The sequence below is a fragment of the Variovorax sp. DXTD-1 genome (assembly GCF_003984625.1).
GTDB lineage: Bacteria > Pseudomonadota > Gammaproteobacteria > Burkholderiales > Burkholderiaceae_C > Variovorax.
In genome coordinates, this window is record NZ_RWKH01000022.1 from 27,968 (window position 1) to 50,821 (window position 22,854).

Annotated in this window: 19 protein-coding genes; all 19 read right to left on the minus strand. The window is 66.8% G+C overall.

From position 1 onward, the window contains the following. Positions 1 to 32: 32 nt before the first annotated feature. The 19 genes from EJI00_RS19745 to EJI00_RS19835 are packed head-to-tail and all read right to left on the minus strand — an operon-like array spanning position 33 to position 22,791. On the minus strand, positions 33 to 1,631 hold the full coding sequence (locus tag EJI00_RS19745) for an ATP-dependent acyl-CoA ligase (protein ID WP_126749185.1): 1,599 nt from the start codon (positions 1,629 to 1,631) through the stop codon (positions 33 to 35). Continuing rightward, positions 1,621 to 2,352: an ABC transporter ATP-binding protein gene (locus EJI00_RS19750; protein WP_126749186.1), complete on the minus strand. Its 732-nt coding sequence runs from the start codon at positions 2,350 to 2,352 to the stop codon at positions 1,621 to 1,623. The genes EJI00_RS19745 and EJI00_RS19750 overlap by 11 nt, the downstream gene beginning before the upstream one ends. Beyond that, on the minus strand, positions 2,349 to 4,136 hold the full coding sequence (locus EJI00_RS19755; RefSeq protein ID WP_126749256.1) for an ABC transporter permease subunit: 1,788 nt from the start codon (positions 4,134 to 4,136) through the stop codon (positions 2,349 to 2,351). Before EJI00_RS19755 ends, EJI00_RS19750 begins: the two co-directional genes overlap by 4 nt. Then, positions 4,136 to 5,191, minus strand: coding sequence for a branched-chain amino acid ABC transporter permease (locus tag EJI00_RS19760; protein WP_126749187.1), 1,056 nt, complete (start codon positions 5,189 to 5,191; stop codon positions 4,136 to 4,138). The genes EJI00_RS19755 and EJI00_RS19760 overlap by 1 nt, the downstream gene beginning before the upstream one ends. A 37-nt stretch (positions 5,192 to 5,228) precedes the next feature. Further along, positions 5,229 to 6,392, minus strand: a complete 1,164-nt coding sequence (locus EJI00_RS19765) for an ABC transporter substrate-binding protein (protein WP_126749188.1) — start codon at positions 6,390 to 6,392, stop codon at positions 5,229 to 5,231. Positions 6,393 to 6,432: 40 nt separating this feature from the next. Continuing rightward, complete coding sequence (locus EJI00_RS19770) at positions 6,433 to 6,900, minus strand: aromatic-ring-hydroxylating dioxygenase subunit beta (protein ID WP_126749189.1); 468 nt, start codon at positions 6,898 to 6,900, stop codon at positions 6,433 to 6,435. Then, positions 6,897 to 8,216: an aromatic ring-hydroxylating dioxygenase subunit alpha gene (locus tag EJI00_RS19775; RefSeq protein ID WP_126749190.1), complete on the minus strand. Its 1,320-nt coding sequence runs from the start codon at positions 8,214 to 8,216 to the stop codon at positions 6,897 to 6,899. Before EJI00_RS19775 ends, EJI00_RS19770 begins: the two co-directional genes overlap by 4 nt. Before the next feature lie 22 nt (positions 8,217 to 8,238). Further along, the gene (locus tag EJI00_RS19780) at positions 8,239 to 9,384 is read right to left on the minus strand and encodes an ABC transporter substrate-binding protein (RefSeq protein WP_126749191.1); all 1,146 of its coding nucleotides are present in this window, start codon (positions 9,382 to 9,384) and stop codon (positions 8,239 to 8,241) included. A 25-nt stretch (positions 9,385 to 9,409) separates the two neighbouring features. Next, complete coding sequence (locus EJI00_RS19785) at positions 9,410 to 10,576, minus strand: ABC transporter substrate-binding protein (protein ID WP_126749192.1); 1,167 nt, start codon at positions 10,574 to 10,576, stop codon at positions 9,410 to 9,412. A 50-nt stretch (positions 10,577 to 10,626) separates the two neighbouring features. Next, positions 10,627 to 11,352 (minus strand): SDR family oxidoreductase, encoded by a 726-nt coding sequence (locus tag EJI00_RS19790; RefSeq protein WP_126749193.1) that lies wholly within the window; start codon positions 11,350 to 11,352, stop codon positions 10,627 to 10,629. Further along, positions 11,349 to 12,161: a cyclase family protein gene (locus EJI00_RS19795; protein ID WP_126749194.1), complete on the minus strand. Its 813-nt coding sequence runs from the start codon at positions 12,159 to 12,161 to the stop codon at positions 11,349 to 11,351. The genes EJI00_RS19790 and EJI00_RS19795 overlap by 4 nt, the downstream gene beginning before the upstream one ends. 14 nt (positions 12,162 to 12,175) lie before the next feature. Beyond that, entirely contained in the window at positions 12,176 to 13,429 is a 1,254-nt protein-coding gene (locus EJI00_RS19800; protein ID WP_126749195.1) for an SDR family NAD(P)-dependent oxidoreductase, read from the minus strand. Next, on the minus strand, positions 13,426 to 14,598 hold the full coding sequence (locus tag EJI00_RS19805; RefSeq protein ID WP_126749196.1) for a thiolase family protein: 1,173 nt from the start codon (positions 14,596 to 14,598) through the stop codon (positions 13,426 to 13,428). The genes EJI00_RS19800 and EJI00_RS19805 overlap by 4 nt, the downstream gene beginning before the upstream one ends. Next, a complete protein-coding gene (locus tag EJI00_RS19810) occupies positions 14,595 to 16,232 on the minus strand; it encodes an AMP-binding protein (protein ID WP_126749197.1) in 1,638 nt (545 codons plus the stop codon). The genes EJI00_RS19805 and EJI00_RS19810 overlap by 4 nt, the downstream gene beginning before the upstream one ends. A 7-nt stretch (positions 16,233 to 16,239) precedes the next feature. After that, the gene (locus EJI00_RS19815; RefSeq protein WP_126749198.1) at positions 16,240 to 16,740 is read right to left on the minus strand and encodes an aromatic-ring-hydroxylating dioxygenase subunit beta; all 501 of its coding nucleotides are present in this window, start codon (positions 16,738 to 16,740) and stop codon (positions 16,240 to 16,242) included. Further along, positions 16,740 to 18,053 (minus strand): aromatic ring-hydroxylating dioxygenase subunit alpha, encoded by a 1,314-nt coding sequence (locus EJI00_RS19820; protein WP_126749199.1) that lies wholly within the window; start codon positions 18,051 to 18,053, stop codon positions 16,740 to 16,742. The genes EJI00_RS19815 and EJI00_RS19820 overlap by 1 nt, the downstream gene beginning before the upstream one ends. Before the next feature lie 16 nt (positions 18,054 to 18,069). Then, a complete protein-coding gene (locus EJI00_RS19825; RefSeq protein WP_126749200.1) occupies positions 18,070 to 19,062 on the minus strand; it encodes a PDR/VanB family oxidoreductase in 993 nt (330 codons plus the stop codon). A 20-nt stretch (positions 19,063 to 19,082) separates the two neighbouring features. Next, positions 19,083 to 20,591, minus strand: coding sequence for an indolepyruvate oxidoreductase subunit beta family protein (locus EJI00_RS19830; protein ID WP_126749201.1), 1,509 nt, complete (start codon positions 20,589 to 20,591; stop codon positions 19,083 to 19,085). Between the two features lie 7 nt (positions 20,592 to 20,598). Beyond that, entirely contained in the window at positions 20,599 to 22,791 is a 2,193-nt protein-coding gene (locus EJI00_RS19835; protein WP_126749202.1) for an indolepyruvate ferredoxin oxidoreductase subunit alpha, read from the minus strand. Between the last annotated feature and the right edge of the window lie 63 nt (positions 22,792 to 22,854).

Below are 22,854 nucleotides of genomic sequence, written 5' to 3' on the forward strand. Positions count from 1 at the left end.
GTTTAGTTCTGAACGATTCTAGCGAATGTGGCTTATCGCCTGTTCAGCGCACGGTCCCAGGTCTGCGCGCCGACCCCGCGGTCGCGCAGCTTGAACTTCTGCACCTTGCCGTTCTCGGTGCGCGGCAGGTCGGGCAGCACATCGACGTAGCGAGGCACCGCAAAGTACGGCAGGCGGCTTTCGCAGAAGCTCATCAGTTCCAGCGGATCGATGCGCTCGCCCTCGCGCGGCACCAGCGCGGCCATGACCTCGTCTTCAGCCAGTTCGGAACGCACCGGGTATACCGCGCAGGACGCAACACTGCGATGGCTCAGCAGCACCTGCTCGACTTCGAACGAAGAAATGTTTTCGCCGCGCCTGCGGATCGCATCCTTGATGCGGTCGACAAACCTGAAGGCTCCGTCGGCGTCGCGCACCACGCGGTCGCCGGTGTGAAACCAGAGATTGCGCCAGGCCTCCACCGTCTTCTCGGGCATGTTGAAGTAGCCGCTTGCGAAGGCATGGGGCTCGTCCGCGCGCAGCAGCAGCTCGCCGGCTTCTCCGGCGGGCAGCTCCGCATCGCCTTCATCGGCAACACGCGCCTGGAAGCCGGGCCGCAGCCACCCCATGACGCCGCCGCGCGGCGAATCGGGCGCGGTGGCAATGGCAAAGTTGGTCTCGGTGGAACCATAGCCCTCAAGCAGGCGCACGCCGGTGCGTTCGAAAAACGCCTTGCCGGCGGCATCGGGCACACCGGGCCCGAGGCCGATCCGCACGCGATGGTTGCGCTCGCCCTCGCCCGCGGGTTGCGCAAGCAGAATCGGCACCATGGCACCCAGCAGGTAGACCACGGTGGCGCCATTCGCATGCATCGCAGGCCAGAAGCCCGAGGCCGAGAAGCGCGTTTCAAAGACAACCTCTGAGCCCGTCAGCGCGGCTTGCGCAAAGGTGTTGAGCGCATTGATGTGAAAGAGCGGCAGCGTGGTGCACAGCACGTCGTCCGCCGCCACGCCGAGCACCTCGGCGCTGTTCACGCCCCACCAGAAATACTGCGCATGCGGGCAGACCACGCCCTTGGCCGGGCCCGTGGTGCCCGAGGTATACAGAATGGCGAGCGGGTCGCCGGGCTGCACGTCGGCCGGCGCAGCGGGCGGGCTGCCGGAGGGATACGCCAGCACGCGCACGCTGGCCGGTGCGAGCCACGCGGCGGGTTCGCCGCCGGCCGCCTCGCCGACGATCCAGATTTCCTTGAGCTTCGTTCGCCCGAGGTCCGCGGCCTGCAGGCGGCTCAGAAAACCGGCTTCGATGACCAGCAGCTTCGCTTCGCTGTGTGAAAGGAAGTACTCGATCTGCGGCCCCATGGAGGCGGTGTTGATCGGCACCGTCGAAGCGCCGATCCAACCGGCACCTAGAAAGTTTTCCAGAAACTCGATGCGGTTGCCGCACATCACGGCCACGCGGTCTCCGCGCTCGATGCCCGCTTGCGCGAGTGCCCCCGCGCGAGCGCCTGCTGCTTCTGCCGCATCGGCGTGCGACCAGCGAGAGCCCGCGATGCGCAGCAACGGGCGCGTGCCGAACATTGCCGCCTGCCGCTGCAGCATGGCCGGCAGCGTTCGCTGTGCCGGGGGCACTGCGCGCGGTTCACTCGTCATCGTGCGTGCCTCCGCCAAGATAGGTGGCCTGCACACGCGGGTCGCTCGCCAGCTCGGCCGAAGCGCCCGACAGTGCGATCTCGCCGGTTTCCAGCACGTAGCCCTGGTCCGAGGTTTCAAGCGCCGCGCGCGCGTTCTGCTCCACCAGCAGGATCGACACGCCGTCTTCGCGCAGCTTGCGCACGATGGTCAGAATGTCCCGCACGATGAGTGGCGCAAGGCCGAGGCTAGGCTCGTCGAGCATCAACAGGCGCGGCGCCGACATGAGTGCCCGCCCCACCGCCAGCATCTGCCGCTCGCCGCCCGAGAGCGTGTCGGCGCGCTGCGCGCGGCGCTCCGCGAGCCGCGGAAAGCGGTCGTACACCGATTGCAGCCGCTTCTTCATCGCATCGCCTCGCAGCCGCTTGGCATAGGCGCCGAGCTGCAGGTTGTCGAGCACGGTGAGCTCGCCGAACAATTCGCGCTTCTCGGGCACGAGGCACAGGCCGCGCTCCACGCGCGCCTCCACATCGAGCCCTTGCAGGTCTTCGCCTTCGAAGCGCAGCGTGCCCTTGCAAGGCAGCAGGCCCATGGCCGCGGCCAGCAGCGTGGTCTTGCCCGCACCGTTCGGGCCGATCACCGAGATGATCTGCCCGGGCTGCAGGTCGAGCGAAACGCCGCGCACCGCCTCCACCTGCCCGTAAGACACATGCAGATCGCCAATCTCCAGCATCGCGGTCATACCACGCTCCCCAGGTAAGCCGCCTGCACACGCTCGTCGGCGCGCACCGCGGATGGCACGCCCTCCACGAGCTTGGAGCCGAAGTTCATCACCACCAGCCGGTCCACCAGTTTCATCACGAAGTCCATGTCGTGTTCGACGATCAGGATGGTCACGCCCTCCTCGCGCAGCTTGCGCAGCAGGTCGCCAAGCGCCATCTTTTCCTTGCGGCGCAGGCCCGCCGCGGGCTCGTCGAGCACCAGCAGCACCGGGTCTGCAGCCAGGGCGCGCGCAATTTCGAGAATGCGCTGCGTGCCCAGCGGCAGGCTGCCCGCGAGCTCGTGCGCGCGGTCACCCAGGCCGATGCGGTCGAGCTGGCGCTGCGCCTCCTGCAGGATCTGTTTTTCCTCGGTGCGGTCCAGCCGCAGGCCGGCCTTCAAGACGCCCGATCGCGTGCGCGAATGCGCGCCCAGCGCCACGTTGTCGAGCAGGCTCATGTGCGGCCGCAGCTTCACGTGCTGGAAGGTGCGCGCCAACCCGAGCCGAGCCACCTGGCGCTGCGGCATGCCGGCGATGTCGTGCTCCAGAAAGCGCACCTGGCCCGCGCTCATCGGCAGCGTGCAGGTCAGCAGGTTGAACATCGTCGACTTGCCCGCGCCGTTGGGGCCGATCAGGCCGACGATCTCGCCCGCATTCACCTCGAAGCTCACATCGTTCACCGCCACCAGCCCGCCGAAGCGCTTGACCGCGCCCTTCACCGACAGCACCTGCGTGCCACGCGCGGGCAGTTGCCGATGCGACAGCGGTTCAACCGCGGGTGCTTCATAGCGCGATGAATCCTGCGTGACGGCCCGGCGACGCGTCCAGCGGCGCAGCAGGCCCATGAGACCGCCTCGCGCAAAGTGCAGCAACAGAATGAACAGCGTCGCGAACGCCACCGCCTCCAGCTGCCCGGCACGCTGCGTGAGCATGGGCAGCACGTCTTGCAGGCCGTTCTTGAGCACCAGCACCAGGGCCGCGCCCACCAGCGCACCCGCCAGTTGCCCGAGCCCGCCGGCCACTGCCATCAGCAGGTACTCGATGCTGGCCCGCACGTCGAACGGCGATGGGCTCACGAAGCGGTTCATGTGCGCGTAGAGCCAACCCGCCAGGCCCGCAAAGAGCGCGGCCGTGACGAAGAGCGTGAGCCGCACACGGTAAGCATCCGCACCCACACTGGCCAGCAGCGTGGCACCGCCGCGCAGCCCGCGAATCGCGCGGCCTGGGCGCGACTGCAGCAGGTTGTGGCTGAACAGGCAGGCCAGCCCGACCACCACCCAGATCAGGTAGTACATCGACCGCGGATCGGCCAGCGACCAGCCCGCAAACTGCAGCGCTGGAATGTTCGACAGCCCCGTGTGGCGCCCCAGCGCATCGACGTTGCCGAAGAGCATCGCGATCGACAGGCCCCACGCAATGGTGCTCAGCGGCAGGAAGTGCCCGCCCAGCCGCAGCGTGAGCATGCCGATGGCGAGCGCCGACAAACCGGTCAGCAGCAGCGCGAACAGAAGGCCGACCCATGGCGACATGCCCTGCGTGGTCGTGAGCCACGCCGTCGCATAGGCCGCAATGCCCACGAAGGCCGCCTGGCCGAAAGAGGTTGCGCCACCCACGCCGGTGAGCAGCACCAGCCCGAGCGCCACCAGCGCGCCGATGCCGATGTCGTTGAGCAGCGAAACCGTGAAGCTGCCCGCCACCGCCGGCACCAGCGCCAGCACGACGACCACCAGGGCGATCCAGCCCATGCGTTTGCGGTTGCCGTTCATCATTGGTCCACCTCGTCTTCTTCCTCTTCGGAATGCGCCGCCATGAAGGACCGCAGCATGAGCACCGGTATGAGCAGGCTGAACACGATCACGTCCTTTAATGCCCCGCTCCAGAACGAGGCGAAGCTTTCCACCACGCCGACCGCGAGCGCACCCACGGCCGTCATCGGGTAGCTCACGAGCCCGCCGATGATCGCGGCCACGAATGCTTTCAGGCCGATGATGAAACCCGAGTCGTAGTACATGGTCGTTACCGGTGCGATCAGCACACCGATGAGACCGGCAAGCAGCGAGGCACAGCCGTAGGCCAGCAGCGCGGTGCGTACCGGCCGGATGCCGACCAGCCGCGCGCCCACCCGATTCACCGCCGTGGCGCGCAGCGCCTTGCCGGCCACCGTGCGCTCGAACACCAGGAAGAACAGCCCGCTCAGCACAATGGCCGCGCCCACCATCAGCACCACCTGGCCGCTGACGGTGAACCCGTCGCCCAGCGTGAACACCGCGCTTGTGAGCGGCGTGGTGCGCGAGCCTTCAGGGCCGAAGAACAACAGGCCCAGGCCCGAGAGCAGGAAGTGCAGCGCCAGCGAAACGATCAGCAGCACCAGCACCGAAGCGTCGGCAATCGGCTGGAACACCACCCGTGCGAGCAGCGGCGCGATGGGCACCACCAGCAACACTGCCACCGCGATATGCACCGCCACCGGCACGCCCGGCCGCGCCGCGAGCCATGCAAGAACGCAGGGAATCGCGGGCAACACGCCCCACGTCAGCACCGCCTTGGGAATGCGGGCGGCTTCACCGCGCCGCAGCAGGCTGCCGACTTCGGTTACCAACGCCAGCGCCGTGAGCACGGCAACCATGCCGATGGTCGGCGGCACGCGGCCGGTTTCGAAGGCCGCGAGCGACAGTGCGGCAAAGGCCGCGATGTCGCCGAACGGCACGAAGACCACCCGCGTGACCGAAAAGATCAACACCAGCCCGAGCCCGGCCAGCAGATAGACGGCACCGTTGGCCAAGCCGTCGGTGACAAGGATCAGCGCCACGTCCCATGTCATAGAAAGCCCCCGGGCAAAGTCTTCGTCGTCAAGTGGTTCAAGGTGCGAGCTTCCATTGGCCGTTGTCGAGCTTGACAATCACGCGGGCGCGTTCGTCCACGCCGTAGAGGCTGCCGGGCTTGAAGCTGTACACGCCGTGCGTGCCCACCACTTCCTTGGTGCTGAAGATGGCATCGCGCAGCGCCACGCGAAACTCCGCCGTGCCCGGCTCGGCCTTCTTCATGGCGCGCGAGGCGGCGTCTGCAAACACCAGCCAGCCGTCGAAGGAATAGGCCGAGAAGGCATCGCTGGTCGGCGCGTTGTTGACCTTCTGGAACACCGCGCGGAAATCGGTGGCGATCTTCTTGGTCGGATAGTTGTCGGGCAACTGCTCGGCGACGATCACCGGGCCGGTGGGCATCAGTGCGTTCTGGCCGGCGGCACCGACCACGCGCACGAAGTCGGGGTTGATGAGGCCGTGCTGCCCGTACACGCCGCCCTTGTAGCCGCGCTCCTGCAGCGCAAGGAACGGCAACGCGCCCGGCGTGCCGGCGCCGCCTGTCATCACTGCATCGGGCCGCAGCGCGACGATCTTCAGCACCTGCCCGGTCACGGAGGCATCGGCGCGCGCGTAGCGCTCGTTGCTCACCACCTTGATGCCGGCTTCGGGCGCGGCCTTCATGAGCGCGTTGTAGACCAGGTCGCCCCAGGCGTCGGTAAAACCGATGTAGCCCACGGTCTTGACGTTGTTGCGTTTCATGCGCTCGACCACCGCATCGATCATCAGCTGCGTGGGCTGCGCAACCGTCATGACCCATGCGTTCTCGTTCGGATCGAGCAGGATCGGCGTGAGGCCGATCATCGGCGTCTTCGCGTCGCGGCCGACCTGCGCCATCGCGATGGCGGCCGGCACACCCGATGTGCCCATGAGCACATCGACCTTCTCCTCTTCGACGAGCTTGCGCGCATTGCGCCCGGCGGTCGTCGGGTCGGAGCCATCGTCCAGCACGATGAGCTGCACCTTGCGGCCATTGATCTCGGGCTTGTAGGCCAGCGCGGCCTGCATGCCCTTGGCATACGGCACGCCCAGCGAGGAGTTGGGGCCCGAGAGCGACACGCTCAGGCCGACCTTGAGGTCGGCCGCAAGCGCGCCCGCAATGCCGCAGGCGGTCAGCGCCGCGGCGATGGCACCGCGCGTCAAGATCAGCATCAGGCTCTTCATGTCGTAGCTCCAGTGAGAAAGAATGGAAGGAACGGAAAACTCAGATGAACAACTGGATGGCCGGCAATGCACGCGCGGCGTTGAGCAGGTCGATGCGCTTCTCGCGGATGCGCCAGCCCGAGGGCGTCTGCGCCAGGTGGTGGCGGGCCGTGCCGCTCAGCAATATCTGGGATTCGCCGCGCGCCTCGACGTAGAGGAACGGCGTGCGAAGGCGCACCTCGTCGTCCGTCTCGCTCTCGATGCGCGAAGGCTGGAGCACATGCTGGCTGTGGCTTGCGGGATGCTGCGAATGGGCGCGCGGGTTCTTCAGCCTGTCCACACGCAGCTGCAAAAGCAGCCGGTCTTCGTAGGCCAGCGAGTTGTGCGAGAACGGATCGGCCTGCGCGGCGCCGAGCAATGGAACCCAGTAATGGCCGTCGTCGGCAAAGAGCGCCAGCCAGTCGTCGAAGCGCCGTTCGTCGAGCAATGCGGCCTCATGAGCGACAAAATCGCGCGGGTCGCCGGTCATGCTGCCACCGCCGACGCCATCGCCTTCGCCCAGGCGCGGAACTGGTTGCGCATGAGCAGTTCGTTGGTGCCGTTGGTGGTGATGGTGGTTTGCGCGAGCTCGGCCGCGTCGAAGTTACGGTGCAGGCTCACCCACTCGTTGCCGCCGGCGCGCAGGCCCTGCTGGATGCTTTCGAACAGGTGCACGTCGTCGTGCGCCACCACCGACATCGGCGAGAAAACGAGCCGGTTGTAGCTCATCGCACGCTCGAAGAGCAGCGCCGGCGCGCCCGCTGCGCGGAAGCTCCAGGCCTCGATCAGCGTGCGGTCGACGGCCAGCGGACGGATCACCCGGATGGCCTGTGGAGAGCCCTTTACCGAAAGGCTCGGATACAACACCGAGTTCTGCGGCGAGCGCTGCAGGATGTCGGCCGCGCGCTCGGCGCCGTGCGCGGCCTGCATCGCGGCCTCGTACTCGGGCAGTTGCGCATAGTTGGAGTGAATGCTGAAGTTGACCCCCAGCACGCTGTGGCCATTGGCGAACACCCGCCCGCCCATCTTGTCGAAGAACTCGTAGCCAGAGCCGAAGGGAAGGATCTGCTCCATCGCCATCGGCTTGGGGTCGGTGGGCGCATGGCCCTCCCACAGCGCCTCGGCCGCCTTGGTGGCCGACTCGTGCGTGGACATCGGATGCACCGTGTCGTTGACGTTCTCGAGGTACATCTTCCAGTTGCAGTGGACGATGTTGCGCAGCACGCCGCCGCCTACCGTGAGATTGCCCTCGGGCGAACGGTCGACCATGTTGTCGATGGCGCCGAGCACCTCGCCGAAATAGTCTTCGAACGACGGACCAGCATCGCAGAGGCGCACGAAGACGAAGTCGCGGTACACCTTCACGTGCTTCACCACCGACAGCCCCTGGCCCGATTCGCAAGCCTTGAGCTGGGTGCCCTCGTAGCCGTTCTTCAGCGGCAGGCCGAGCGGCGCGCCATCGAGCTTGTAGGTCCACGCGTGATACGGGCAGCGAAAGAAGCGGCCGGTGTTGCCGCTCTCGTCCGTGACCAGCTGCGTACCCTTGTGGGCGCAGCGGTTGTACATGACATGCACCGCGCCATCAGGCTGCCGCACCATGAGAAGCGGCCGGCCCGCGACTTCCTGCGTCACGAAATCGCCCGCCTCCGGCACCTGACTCGCATGGCCGAGAAAGACCCAGGTGTTCGCGAACAGGCGCTCCTGCTCCAATGCGAAGATCTCTTCGCTCAGGTACAGATCGCGATGCACGCGGTCGTCCTGCACCAAGGCGGCGATGCGGTCGGGATGATGGCGGTAGCTGGTCATCGGCGGGCGCTCGGTTTTTCTGTCAGGGAACCAGCTTCCACTGGCCCTTGTTCATCTGCACGATCACCACGCCGCGCTGGTCGGAGCCATAGCGGTCGTCGGGCTTGAAGGTGTAGATGCCATGCGTGCCCACCAGCTCCTTCGTACTCACGATCGCGTCGCGCAGCGCCGCGCGGTACTGCGGCGTGCCCGGCTCGCCCTTCGTGCGCGAGGCGGCATCGGCCAGCAGCAGGTAGGCGTCGTAGGTGTAGGAGGAGAAGGCATCGGTCGGCACCGCACCGTTCACCTTCTGGTAGGCGTTGCGAAAGCCCATCGACACCTTCTTGATGGGGTTGCTGTCAGGCAGCTGATCGGCCACGAGCACCGGGCCGCTCGGCACCTGCAGGCCTTCGATGGAGGCGCCGCCCACGCGCACGAAGTCGGCGTTGATGAGCCCGTGCGTACCGTAGATCTTTCCCTTGTAGCCCCGATCGGCGAGCGCGATGTAGGGCAACGCCCCGGGCGTGCCGGAGTTGCCCGCAAACACGGCATCGGGCCGGGCCGCGACGATCTTCAGCACCTGCCCCGCCACCGATGAATCGCTGCGCGCATAGCGCTCGTTCGCAACCACCTTGATACCGGCCTTGTCGGCGCTTTTCGCCAGCGAGTCATAGGCCAGGTCGCCGAGCGCATCGGAAAAGCCGATGAAGGCCACCGTTTTCACGCCAGACTTCTGCATGCGCTCCACCACACCCGCGACCATGAGCGGGAACGGCTGTGACACGGTCACGGTCCACGCGCCCTCGGGGCCGGCAATGGTCACGGGCGTGGGCGAGATGAGCGGCGTGTTGAGTTCGCGCGCTACGGAGGCTATGGCCATGGCGCCCGGTACGCCGGAAGTGCCGATGAGCACGTCGACCTTGTCTTCGGTGACGAGCTTGCGTGCGTTGCGCCCGGCGGTGGTGGGGTCGGAGGCATCGTCGAGCACGATGAGCTGGACCTTGCGGCCGCCGATTTCCGGATGCTCGGCAATGGCCGCGCGTATGCCCTTTTCGTAAGGCACGCCAAGTGCGGCGACGGGGCCTGAAAGCGAGCTGATGAAGCCGATCTTCAGGTCGGCTGCCATGGCTTGCGCGGCGGCCATTGCAACGGCTGCGAGGCCGAGGATGCGGACCGTGTTCTTTTTCATTGAGCTTGCTCCAGCAGGTGATGTTTCAGGGGACCAGCTTCCACTGGCCCTTCTCGAGCTTCACGACAACACGTGAACGCTCATCGGAGCCATAGCGGTCGTTCGGCTTGAAGTTGTAGACCGAGTGCGTGCCCACCAACTCCTTGGTGCTCACGATGGCGTCGCGCAGCGCTTCGCGGAACTGCGGCGTGCCCGGCTCCGCCTTGGTGGCAAGTGCACGTTGGGCGGCGTCGAGGTACAGCAGCCACGCATCGAAGGTGTAGGCCGAGAAGGCGTCGGTCGGCGGTGCGCCGTTGGCCTTCTGGTAGGCCGCGCGGAAGTCCATCGACACCTTGCGGATCGGGTTCTCGCTGGGCAACTGCTCGGCAACGATCACCGGCCCGGTGGGGGCCAGCAAGCCCTCGACCGACGCACCGCCAACGCGCACGAAGTCGGGGTTGATCAGGGCATGCATGCCGTAGATCTGGCCCTTGTAGCCGCGCTCCGCGAGCGCCAGGTAGGGCAGCGCGCCGGGCGTGCCCGAGGTGCCTGTGATCACCGCATCGGGCCGCAGCGCGACGATCTTCAGCACCTGGCCGGTCACCGACGAATCGCCGCGCGCATACCGCTCGTTCGACACGATCTTGATGCCGGCCGGCTCCGCGCTCTTCTGCAGCGCGCCGTAGACCAGGTCACCCCACGCGTCCGAAAAGCCGATGTAGCCCACCGTCTTCACGCCCGACTTCTTCATGCGCTCGACCACCGCGCTCACCATCAACGGCGCGGGCTGCGGCAGCGTGACCATCCATGCGCCCTCTTCGCCTGGCAGGTTGGCGTTGGCGATGGAGATCAGCGGCGTTTTCGTTTCGCGCGCCACGCCGGCAATGGCCAATGCGCCGGGAGAACCCGCGGTGCCGATGATGACGTCGACCTTGTCCTCGTCGATCATCTTGCGGGCGTTGCGCGCGGCCGTCGTCGGATCGGAGGCATCGTCGAGCTGCACCAGCTGGATCTTGCGGCCGCCGAGGTCGGCCTTGTAGGCGATGGCGGCCTTCATCCCTTTTTCATAGGGAATGCCGAGCGAAGACACCGGCCCCGAGAGCGACGTGATGAAGCCGACCTTGAGATCTGCGGCCCACGCGCTGGCGGCGCTGAGTGCGCCGAGGCCCGCGGCAATGGCCGCGAGGGTGCGAATTCGGTTCAGGACTTTCATGGCGGTGCTCCAGGGTGTTGTGGGTGGTGAACGAAACGAACGCTGAAAAACTAGAGGGCGAGACTGCCGACGCTGGTTCCGCCGCAGACGTACAAGACCTGTCCGGTGACAAAGCTGTTCTCGGGCGCGGCAAAGAAACGCACGGCGCGTGCCACGTCGGCCGATTCGCCAAGGCGCTTGACGGGCACTGAGGCCGCGAGCGCGCGTTCCTTCTCGCTGCCGGCTTCGACCACGTCGTAGAACATGTCGGTGCGGATAGGACCTGGTGCGACCACGTTCACCGTGATGCCGTCGGCCGCGAGTTCGAGAGCCCAGGTGCGCGCCATGCCCAGCATGCCGGCCTTGGTGGCGGAATAGCTGGTGCGGGTGGCCAGGCCCAATGCCGCGCGAGACGACAACAGCACCACGCGGCCGAAGCGCTGCGCACGCATCACGGGCAATGCACCTTGCACGAGCTGGATCGCACAGCCCAGGTGCAGGTCGACGAGGGCGTCGAGATCGTCCAGCTTCACATCGGACAGGAGCGCAGGGCGGATCACGCCGGCGTTGTGCACGATGGTGGTCGGCGCAAAGCGCTCGACCAGCTCGCGCACCGCCTCGCCCGTTGCCGCCCGGTCGCTCAGGTCGACCTCGATGCTGTGAAGCTTCGCATGGCCGATGTCGGCCTTGCGGCGCGCGAGCGACACTACCTCGTAGCCTTGCGCAAGCAGGTCTTCGCAGATCGCCTTGCCGATGCCCGCGCTGCCGCCGGTAACCGCTGCGACCTTCGGCGTCATGCCTGTACTCCTACCAGCGCGAGCACACGCAGCGGGCTGCCGCTGCCCTTCTCGATCTTCAGCGGCGGGCAGATCAGCACCGCACCCGATGGCGGCAGCAGGTCGAGATTGCTCAGGCACTGCAGGCCATAGCGCCCCGCGCCGTGCATGTAGTAGTGACACGGATAAGGCGGCCGCAGGTGATAGCCCTGGCCCGCATCGGTGCCGATAGCCTCGGAGCCGAAGCCCAGCACGTCGCGCTGCTCCACCAGGAAGCGCACGGCCTCGGTGCTCGGGCCGGGCGTGTGCTGGCCGGTTTCGTCGAAGTTCTGGTACGCCTCGGGGTCGCTGCGCTTGGACCAGTCGGTGCGCATCAGCACCCATGCCCCCTTGGGGATGCGGCCATGCGCGGCCTCGTAGGCCTCGATGTCTTCCAGCGTCAGCAGGTAATCAGGATCATCCTTCACCTGCGGCGAGCAATCGATCACGCAGGCCGGCGCCACGAAGTGCTGCACGGGAATGGTGTCGACCGAGTTGTTGGGCAGGTCGCGGCCCGAGATCCAATGGATCGGCGCATCGAAGTGCGTGCCGGTGTGCTCGCCGCATGAAAAGTTGTTCCAGTACCAGGCCGGGCCGCGCTCGTCGTACTTCGAGACTTCCTCGATGCGGAAGGGCCAGCATTGGCCCATTTCGGGCGGCAGCGCGATCTGCGGGAACTCGGGTGTGAGCGTCTGCGTGAGGTCGATCACGCGGATGCGGCCGCTGGCCATGGCAGTCACGAGGCCGCCGAGGATTTCGGCGGCGGACATCAGTTCGGTGGTCGTCGTCATCGTGGGTTCCTTCTTCAGCCGCCTGCAGCCAGTTCGCGTTCGAGCACCTTGGGGTTGTCGCGCCAGCGCTCCAGCCACTCCTGTGCCACATCGCCGGGGTACACGTCTTCGACGCCATCGCGCAGCGCCTTCACGATGGCGTTGGCCAGCGCGGTGGGTGCCAGCTTGGGCGGCGGCGTGTGCTGGTTCCATTCGTCGTCGATGGGGCCGGGAAACACGTTGATCACGCGGATGCCGGCGGGGCGCATCTCGGCGCGCAGGCACTGCGCGAGCGAATGCGCCGCAGCCTTCGAGGCGCTGAAGGTGCCGTGCGGCGGAAAGTTGCTGAGCGCGTAGATCGACAGCAGGTTGACCCACGCCGTCGCACCCGTTGCACCATCGGCCGAGCGGCCCTTGAGCGCAGGGCCGAACTCCTGCGCGAGGCGCAGCAGGCCGAAGTAGTTGATGTCCATCTCCGCCTTGGCCACGTCGGTGCCGCGGCGCGAGCCGATGCCGAAGGTACGATGCACCTCGGCGTTGTTGATCACGATGTCGACCTTGCCACCGATGGAGCCTGCAAGCTCGGTCACCTGGCGGCCGTTGGTCAGGTCGAGCGGCACGAGCGTCACCTGCGGCAGTACCGAGATGTCGTCCAGTCCATCGCCCATCTTCTTCCAGGGTTCGGCATGGCCGACCCAGACGATGTCGGCGCCGGCCTTCACCAGCGCACGCACGATGGCCTGGCCGGTTTCGGTCTTGCCGTCGGTCACCAGCACCTTGCGGAACTTGGGGTCGCTGGTCATCTCGCGCAGCATCTTGTCGTCGGCCATGTGGGGACTCCCTTCATTCGGAAAGCCAATGAGAACGGCCTGGCCTGCACGGTCGAGCCGGGCGCCCACGCGCACACGTTGTGGCGCATCGCCGACCTCGCCATGCAGGTGAACCATGAGCGTCGGGCCGGCATCCAGGTGCACCAGGCCCAGCCGCCAAGGCAGCCGCTCGCGGAAAAACAGGTCGTTGCTGTGATGCAGCGTGGTGCTGCCGAGCAGTTCGCCCTCGCCGCTTTGCTCGCGCCAACGCAGAGAAGCAGACAGGCACTTGTGGCAAACCTCGCGCGGCGGGTACTGCACGGTGCCGCAGTCTTCGCAGGTCTGAAGCTCGAAGCGGCCTTCGGCGGCGGCTGCGGTGAGGCCGAGCGCCACGCGGCCGCGCGCGCCGGGCGGCAGGTTCATCTGCCGGGTGCGCAGCACCGGGTTCTTGCGCGGGGGGCGCATCAAAGGCATCGTCATGCCGGTCTCCCGAGGATGACGGCGCCTGTGCACAGGCAGCGGTCGTAGGTCACCATGCCGAAGCCGGCGACGAGGCCCAGCTGCGCGTTGGGTACCGCGCGCTTGCCGGCTTGATCGGTGAGCTGTCGGATCGCCTCGACCATGCCGAGGAAACCACCTGCCGCGCCGGCCTGCCCCGCCGAGAGCTGCCCGCCGCTCGTGTTGTTCGGAAAGCTGCCGTCGAAAGTCATCGTGTGGGCCTGCACGAAGGCCGGGCCTTCGCCCTTGTCGCAGAAGCCCAGGTCCTCGAACTGCATCATCACGATGACGGGGTAGTCGTCGTAGGTCTGCACGAAGTCCAGTTGGGCTGGCTGCACGCCGGCCTGCGCATAGAGGTCGTCGCGGTCCATGCGCCAGCCGCCCTGCACCATCACCGGGTCTTCGGCATAGGCGTTGTGCCGCTCGATGGCGCCGCGGATGACGGCGTGCGGCAGGCCCAGGTCGCGCGCGCGCTCCTCGCTCATTACCAGGAAGGCATCGGCGCCGGCGCAGGGCATCACGCAGTCGAAGAGATGGATGGGGTCGGAGATCGGCCGCGCGGCCATGTACTCATCGAGCGTCAATGCCTTCTTGAACATTGCATTCGGATTGCCGAGCGCGTTGGTGCGCTGGTCCACGCAGATGCGGCCGAAGTCTTCGCGCTTGGCGCCGTAGGTGCGCATGTAGTTGGCGGTGATGAAGGCGAAGATCGAGTTCGGTCCGCCCGAGCCGTAGGGGTAGCTCGCGTCCCGCGCAAAGTTGCTGAAGCTGCCGAGCGTCTGGCGGAAGGAGTCGACATGGTTGGTGTCGGCGCCCACGCAGGCGACGATATCGGCATCGCCCGCCTGCACGGCGCGCGCGGCGCGGCGCAGGCACATCACGCCCGAGGCGCCGCCGGTGGGCACGTGGTCGAGCCAGCGCGGCGAAAGCCCCAAGTGCTGAGTGACGCCCACGGCCGTGTCGGGCGCGAGCGAAAAGCTGCTGAGGCACAGGCCGTCGATCTGTTCCTTGGCAACGCCGCTGGACTCGACCAGCGCCTCGATGGCCTGGCCGATGAACCAGTGCGCGGTGCGGGTGGAGTAGCGCACGTAGGGCACGGTGATGGGCACGGCGGCCGCAACGCCTTCGTAGGAGAGCCGTTGCCTGGTCATGCCTGCCCCACTTGTCTTTTCTTCATCGAGCGCGTGTCGATGCAATGGCCCTGCCCCGGTAGTGACTGCGCCATCTCGCGCAGCTGGCCACGCTGGATCTTCTGCGACGGCGTAAGCGGCAGCGCATCGACGAACGCGACGTAACCCGGCGCCTTGTAATAGGCGAGCTGCGCAAGCGCGTGCTGCACGATGCTTGCTGCAACTTGTTCGCGCTGCGACGCATCGGCGACGTCTTCGCGCATCACGATGCAGGCCAGCACCTCGTCGCCGCGCACCGCATCGGGCGTCGCAGCCACGGCCGAGGTCTTCACCGCCGGATGCTGATTCAGCACGCTCTCGACCTCGACGGCCGAGATGTTCTCGCCGCTGCGGCGGATCACATTCTTCTTGCGGTCGACGAAGAAGAAGTTGCCTTCGGCGTCGCGGCGCACCAGGTCGCCGGTGTGGAACCAGCCGTCGGCCCAGGCTTCGCGCGTGGCCTCTTCGTCCTTCAGGTAGCCGGAGAAGAAGTAGCGCTTCGGGTCGTTGCCGGCCGAACGCACGAGCAGTTCACCCGGAGCGTCGGTGCCGACATCGCCGCCGTCGTCGCCCACAAGGCGAATCTCGACGAAGTCTTCCTGCCGACCGAAGCAGCTTGTACCCACGAGGCGCGGCTCGCGGTTGGCCATGATGCAGGCGGCCGCGCCGGTCTCGGTCATGGCCCAGGCCTCGACCAGTGAAAAGCCGAAGCGCTCCTCGAAGGGTGCGTGGTTCTTGCGGTCCACGCCGGCGCCGAAGCCCCAGCGGATTGCGTGGTCGCGGTCCGCGGCAGACGGCGGGGCCGACAGCAGCATCGCGGGCATCACGCCAAGGTAGTGCACGATGGTTGCGCCGCTCTCGCGAGCACTGGCCAGCCAGGTCTTCGGATGAAACCGGTCAAGCTGCACCAGGCAACCGCCCGCCACCAGCACCACCATGGTGGAGAACGCCATCGCATTCATGTGATTGAGCGGCAGCGGCGTGATGACGCGCTCGGCGTCGGGGCGGATGCTGCACACACCGTCGAGGGCGGCGTACCACTCGCCCGCACGCAGGAAGTAGGCGTTGCTCAGGATGCAACCTTTGGGGCGCCCGGTGGTGCCTGACGTGTAGAGCAGGCCGCATTCGGTGTCGGCGCCGATGGGATCGCCGGACCGAGGTGCTGCGGCCTTGGCGCGGGGCACCGCGTCGTCGGGTCCCATGGTCTCGAAGGGCACACCGGCTTGTGCCGCGGCTGCGCGCAGGTCGTTCGCGCGTTCAGGCAGCGTCACGGCCAGGCCGATCTCGCTGTGGCCGATCAGGTAGACCAGTTCGGCCGAACGCATCTCGGCATTGATCGGCACCACGCTCACGCCCAGCGCGTTGAGCGCGAACCAGTGGAAAAGGAACGCGGGCCGGTTCTCCAGCAGCAGCCCCACCCGATGGCCGTGGCCGTAGCCGGCTTTCGCGTAGGCACTGCGAAGCCGCTCGACCTCGGCGGCTGCCTCGCCCCAGCGGATGGCGCCGGCCGGAATGCCGTAGGCGGCGGCGGTGACCGACTCGGTAAACAGGAATTCGGCTCGCGGCGTGCGTGCCGCAGTGGCCGCGAAGACTTGATGGACGGTGGCGTGTTGCATCGCGTCCCTAGATGAAAAGCTGCACGGCAGGCAGCGCCGCGTCGCAGTTGAGCAGGTTCACGCGCTTGAGCGTCATGCGCAGCGTGCCATCTTGCACCGCGAGGTAGTGGAAGAAGGTGCCGACGTAGAACTGCAGCTCATCGCCCTGCGATTCGGTGTAGTGGAACTCGGTGCGCACCACGAAGCGGTTGCCTTCGGCGTCGAAGGTCTCGACCACCGGCACCTGCAGCAGGTGGTGGCAGCGGCTCGGCGGTTGCTGTGAAAAGGCACGCGGGCTCTTGAGGCGCTCAATGCGCAGTTCGCGCAGCAGCTTGTCTTCGTAGAGGTGCGAGGTATGGTTGAGCCCGTCTTCCTGGTCGGGCACCAGCGGCACCCAGTAGAACGCGTCGTCTGTGAAGAGCGCGTTCCACTCCTGGTAGCGACGGGTGTCGAGCAGGCGCGCTTCGTTCACGACGAAGTCGATCAGGTCCTGGCGGGTGATCTGGGTTGAGATGTCGGCGCCGGCCATCACATCGTCTCCGTCATACGCTGCACCCAGCTGCGGTACTGGTTGCGCATCGGCAGCTCGTTGGTTCCGCCCGTGGTGATTTCGCCGCCCTTCAGCTCCGACGGGTCGTAGTCGCGGTGCAGGCTGACCCACTCGTTGCCGCTCGCGTGAAGCCCGGCCTGCATGCCGCGATAGGCCTGCAGGTCGTCGTGGCCCACCACCGAGAACGGCGAGTTGATGAGCCGGTTGTACATGGTGGTGCGCTGCAGCAGCTCGGGCGGCGCGCCCTTCAGGCGGAAGGTCCAGCTCTCGATCAGCGTCTTGTCGGCAGAGATCGGCTTGACCACGCGGATTGCCTGGATCGCGCCCTTGATCGTGAGGTTCGGGTAGTACACGGTGTTGTGCCGAGCCATGCCGAGGATCTGCGCGGTCTTTTCCTCGCCGTAGCGCGCCTTCATGGCGTCGTCGTACTCGGGAATTGCCTTGTACTTGCTGTGGATGCTGAAGTGCACGCCCGTGAAGCTGTGGCCGTGGTCGTAGGTGCGAATGCCCATGTCCTCGAAGAACTTGTAGTCGGACATGAAAGGCACGAACTGCTCCACGGCCATGGGCTTGGGCTCGTCGGCAGGCTTGTCGGCCCACATGCGCTTGGCGGTGCCAGCCGAGGACTCGTGCGCCACCATGGGGTGCATCGTGTCGTTGAGGTTCTCTACGAACATCTTCCAGTTGCACTGGTGCATGAAGCGCAGGCAACCGCCGGCAATCTCGAGCTCGCCTTCCGGCGAGCGGTCGGCCATGTTGTCGATGGAGCTCAGCGAGTCGCCGAAGTACTCGTCGAAGTCGGGTCCCGCATCATTGATCTTCACGAAGATGAAGCCGCGGTAGCTGCGCACATGCTTCAGCGTGGTCAGGCCCTTGGCCGACTCGCACTCGTGCAGCGCCGTGTTCTCGTAACCGGTCTTCAGCGGAATGGCCAGCAGCGAGCCGTCGGTCTTGAAGGTCCACGCGTGGTACGGGCAGCGAAAGAACTTGCCGGTGTTGCCGCACGGTGCGCTCACCAGGCGCGAACCCTTGTGGGCGCAGCGGTTCATCATCGCGCGCACGCTGCCGTCGGTGTGGCGCACGACGATCAGCGGGCGGCCGGCGATCTCGTTGTTGATCCAGTCGCCCGGCTTCGGCAACTGGCTCTCATGGCCCACGTAGTTCCAGGTGTTGGCGAAGAAGTGCTCCTGCTCCAGCTCGAAGATTTCCTGGCTGGTGTACAGGTCGCGGTGCACGCGGTCGTTCTGCACCAGCGCGCGCACGGCTTCAGGGTTGTCTCGGTACGAAGGCATGGTTCTCGTGGCTCCTTCACATGTCGAGCACCAGGCGCGCACCCTTGGCGCGCGAGATGCAGATCTGCATGACGTTGCCCTCCGCCTTCTCGCGGGCCGTGAGCACGTAGTCGCGGTGGTCGATCTCCCCTTCGAGCACGGGCACCGCGCACACGCCGCATTCGCCGCGCTTGCAGTCGAACATCGGGTCGCAGCCGTTGTCGATGAGGCAATCGAGAATGCTCTGGTCGGCCGCGACGGTGAAGCGCTGGCCCGACTGGGCAAGCTCCACCTCGAAGGGCTGGTCGCCTTCCTCGGCGACCGGCTCGGTGAACAGCTCGAAGTGCACGCGGTCGTGCTCCCAGCCGCGCGCCTGGGTGCGGGCCAGCACGACGTCCAGCATGACCTTGGGGCCGCAGACGTAGAGGCGGTCGCCGGCGGGCACATCGTCGAGCAGCGTATCGATGTCGAGCGGTGCGCCGGCTTCGGCATCGGCATGCAAGCGCAGGTCGTCACCGAGCAGCGCCTGCAGCTCGGGCAGGAAGGCCATCAGCTCGCGGCTGCGGCCGGCGTAGTGCATGCGCACCGGCGCCTCTTCGGCGCGGCGGCGCGCGGCCATGGTGGCCAGCGGCGTCACGCCGATGCCGCCCGCCACCAGCACCGAGCCGCCGGGACCGGTGTGCAACGGAAAGTCGTTCTTCGGCGCCTCGATGGCGAGGGTATCGCCCTCTTTCAGCTGCTCGTGCATGAAGCGCGAACCACCGCGGCCTTCGGCTTCCTTGCGCACGGCAATCACGTATTCGGTCGGCGCGTTGGTGGCATTGCGCGTCGTCGCAAAGTTGATCAGCGAGTAGTGGCGCCAGTCGGTCCTGCCATCGGGCAGTTTCACTTGCACGCGGATGTGCGCACCGGCGGCAAAGCCGGGCAGCGCACGGCCGTCTGCCGCGCGCAGGCGCAGCATGCGGATGAGCGGATTGAGTGCGCGTGCCTCGGCAACGCGAAGCTGGAGCGTGGCGGTGGGTGCGGTCATCGTGCGTCCGTTGTCTCTCTTCAGGCCAGTGCGTGCTGCGCCAGCGCGGCTTGCAGCTTGTGGCCGTGTTCGTCGGCGAGCGCGGCATCGCGCAGTTCGCGCAGGGTGGCGGGCGCGAGCCGGGGGCCGGCGCGTTCCACCGCGCGCATCACGGTGTCGTAGTTGCGAATGCCGCGCTCATGCGTGTCGCTGTAGCCCTTGACGAGGCGCTGGCACTGCGCGAGTTCCACCGCCAGCTCCGGGTTGTGCCCCGCGGCGGCGGCGATGCGTTGCAGCCATTCCTCGATGCGGCGGTTTTCCTCGGCATAGCGCATCGTCGAAAGGCGCCAGCGCTTGCATGCCGCAACCATGCGCAGCATCACGTAGCCGTGCAGCGAGCTGGTCTGAATCACCCGGCCGTGCTGCGTGAATCGCTCGACCAGCTTCTTCGGCCATGTGGAGTTCATGAGCCAGCGGCCGATGCCGCCCGGCAGCGTCTCGCAGATTTCCTGCAGGCGCGGATGCATGTATTCGTTGATGGCAAGCACCTGGCCGGGCTGCACGCGGGCCTCGTCGCGCACGCGCTCGAAGCGGGTGGCGCGGGTCTTGAGTGCGGCAACGCGGGCGGTGTCTTCGTAGGACATCCAGAGCGCGAGGTGGCGCGCGGTTTCGCGCAGCAGCCGGTGTGCGCTGTCGCCGGGCAGCGCCGCAATGGCTGCCATGCGATCGAGGTAGAGGCCGGCATAGGCCGGGTCCTGGTAGTCGATGAGGCGGCGCACGCCTTCGAGCAGGAAGTCTTGCGTGGCGAGCGGAAAGTCGCGCTGCACGCGCTCGACCAGCGCACGCACGGCCGGGTGGCGTGGTTGCGGCGTCGGCACAGCCGCGGCGGCTTCCGGCGGTGTCTCACCATCGTCGCCGGCCTGCGCGCGAGCGAATGCGCCTCCAAAGGCATTGAGGCTGGGCTTGACGCCCACGCCGCCGCGCTCGATGGTCGCTTCGAACTGCGCGCGGCTGAATGGCAACACGCCCGAGCCCGCCAGCGCGCCGAAAAGCACCGCGCTGATCACGCTGCCGGATGCCTCGGCGGCCTGCGCCATGTCGAAACGGATGAAGCGCTTGGCCGCGCGGGCCGTGTGTGCGAGCAACTGCGTGCTGTCGACGCGGCCGTCGCCCAGCGCGCTTTTCTCGGCAATGGAGAACACGCGGTGCGTGGATGCGATGAGGGTGGTGCGGTCGCTGGTGACCAGCCCGCGCTGCACCGCGCGGCCCGCTTCCATGAGTTCCGATGCGAGCACCACGTCCACATCGCCAGGCAGCGGCATCAGCGCCAGCACGGGGCGGCCGCCATCCGCTTCGGCCTGCGCCGCTGGATAGAGCTCGACGTAGTAGATGGTGGCCCCCGTGCGCTGCGCCACGCCCGGCACCGAGGTGGTCTGGGCGACGTAGCCGTTGGCTTCGCCCATGTCGACGATCCAGTCGGCGAGCACCCCGCCGCCCTCCCCGCCCATGGCGAGGATCGCGATCTTGATAGGTTGGGCCTTGGTCGTCATCGTCGCTTCAGAAGGCATAGGCTTCGCGGCGGCGCGCCTCGCCGCGCTGCAGCCATCCGATGACGGCGCCGCGCACACGCTCGCGCAGCTTGTCCCAGCCTGTCGGGTTGCTCACGATCTGCGCCTTGTAGAACGAGGGGCACAGCACGGCGGCATGCGAAACGTCGCCGCAGTTGCCGCAGCCCACGCAACTGTCGAGCACGGTGGCAACGGGGTCGATGCGCAGCGGATCGGGGTTGGGCTTGATGGAGAGCGACGGGCAGCCCGACAGGCGAATGCACGAGTGGTCGCCGGTGCAGGCATCCGAATCGACGCCGAACTTTTCGCGCACCATGCGCTTGCCGTCGGCGATGGCCTTGCGCACGAGCGGCTTCTCGCGGCGCTGCTTGTTGAGCATGCACTCCGATTGGGCGATGAGGACCTTCGGCCCTTTCTTGGTGGTGGTGAGCGCTTCTTTCAGCGCATCGCGCATGCCCGCGACGTCGTAGGTTCGGCGCATTGTTTTTACCCACTCCACGCCCACGCCGCGCACTGCACGCTCGATCTCGTGGCCGGTGCTGCGCGTCTTGTTGACGGCGTTCGACGAGAGGATGTCCTGCCCGCCGGTGGCCGAGGTGTAGTTGTTGTCGACAATGATGGTGAGGTTGTCGCTCTTGTTGAACACCGCGTTGGCGACGCCGCTCGTGAGGCCGTTGTGCCAGAAGCCGCCGTCGCCCATTATCGAGATGGCGCGCTTGCCGGCCGGCGCATTCAGCGCCGCCGCACCGGCACCGCCCAGGCCGTAGCCCATGGTGGTGTTGCCGATGTTGAAGGGCGGCAAGATGGAGAACAGGTGGCAGCCGATGTCGGCACTCACATGATGCGCACCGAGTTCGCGCTCGACCAGCTTCATCGCGCTGAAGATCGGGCGCTCGGGGCAGCCGGTGCAAAAGCCCGGCGGGCGCGCATGCACGACGTCGCCGAGCGCCGTCGACGGCATGGCCGGCTCGGGTGCCGCATCGACGCCGATGGCGGCGACTTCCTTCAGCGGGATCACCTTTCGCACCGGTGCGGGAACGGGCAGCGGTGCAAGCCGCTCGTAGCGCTCGCAGAAGGTGCGTGCGCCCTTCAGCAGTTCGGACGCCGTGTATTCGCCGGCCACGGGCAACATGTCCTTGCCGTGCAGCACGGTCGTGGAGCCCGCTTGCCGCAGGATGGTCGCGAGGTTCTGTTCGACGAAGTTGGGCTGCCCCTCTTCGACGATCAGCACCGCACGCTTGCCTTCGCAGAAGCGGATCACTTCGCTCTCGATAACCGGGTAGGCCACGTTCATCACGTAGAGCGGCACCTGGGTGTTGCCGTACACGTCGGCCAGGCCCAGGCGCTCCAGCGCGCGCAGCAGCGTGTTGTAGCTGCCGCCCTGCACGATGATGCCGATGTCGTCGGCGTCTTCGGAGAAAAACTCGTTGAGCTTGCGCTCCTCGATGAAGCGCACGGCGGCGGGCCAGCGGTCCTTCACCTTTTCTTGTTCGTGCACAAAGCTCGCGGGCGGCAGCACGATGCGGCTGACGTCGCGCTGCGGGTTCTCCAGCGCCTCTTGCAGCGTGAACTTGGCGCGCTTGTTGTCGCCTGCAACGAAGTGCCCGTGCACATGGCAGGCGCGGATGCGCAGCTGCAGCATCACGGGCGTGTTGCTGGCCTCCGAAAGATCGAAGCCCGTTTTCACCGCATCGACGATGCTCGGCAGGTTGGGCCGCGGATCGAGCAGCCAGATCTGCGACTTCATTGCAAACGCATGGCTGCGCTCCTGCATGATGGAAGAGCCTTCGCCGTAGTCTTCGCCCACGATGATGAGCGCGCCGCCGATCACACCGCCCGAGGCCAGGTTGGCCAGCGCGTCCGACGCAACGTTGGTGCCCACGGTGGCCTTGAAGGTGACGGCGCCGCGCAGCGGATAGTTGACCGAGGCGGCCAGCGTGGCTGCGGCGGTGGCTTCGCTTGCGCTGTTCTCGAAGCGGATGCCCTGCTCGGCAAGGATGTCCTGCGCATCGGCCAGCACGTCCATCAGGTGCGAGATGGGTGCGCCCTGGTAGCCGGCCACATAGGAAACCCCCGATTCGAGCAAGGCCTTGGTGACGGCCAGAATGCCTTCACCGCGGAACACCTCGCCCCCGGAAAGTCGCAGCTTCTTGACTTCTTCGACGAATGAACGCTCAGCCATGTGGGTCCTTCTTCTTTCTCGTGGGAGGATGCGCTTCAGGTGCCACATCACGCTTTCTATAAT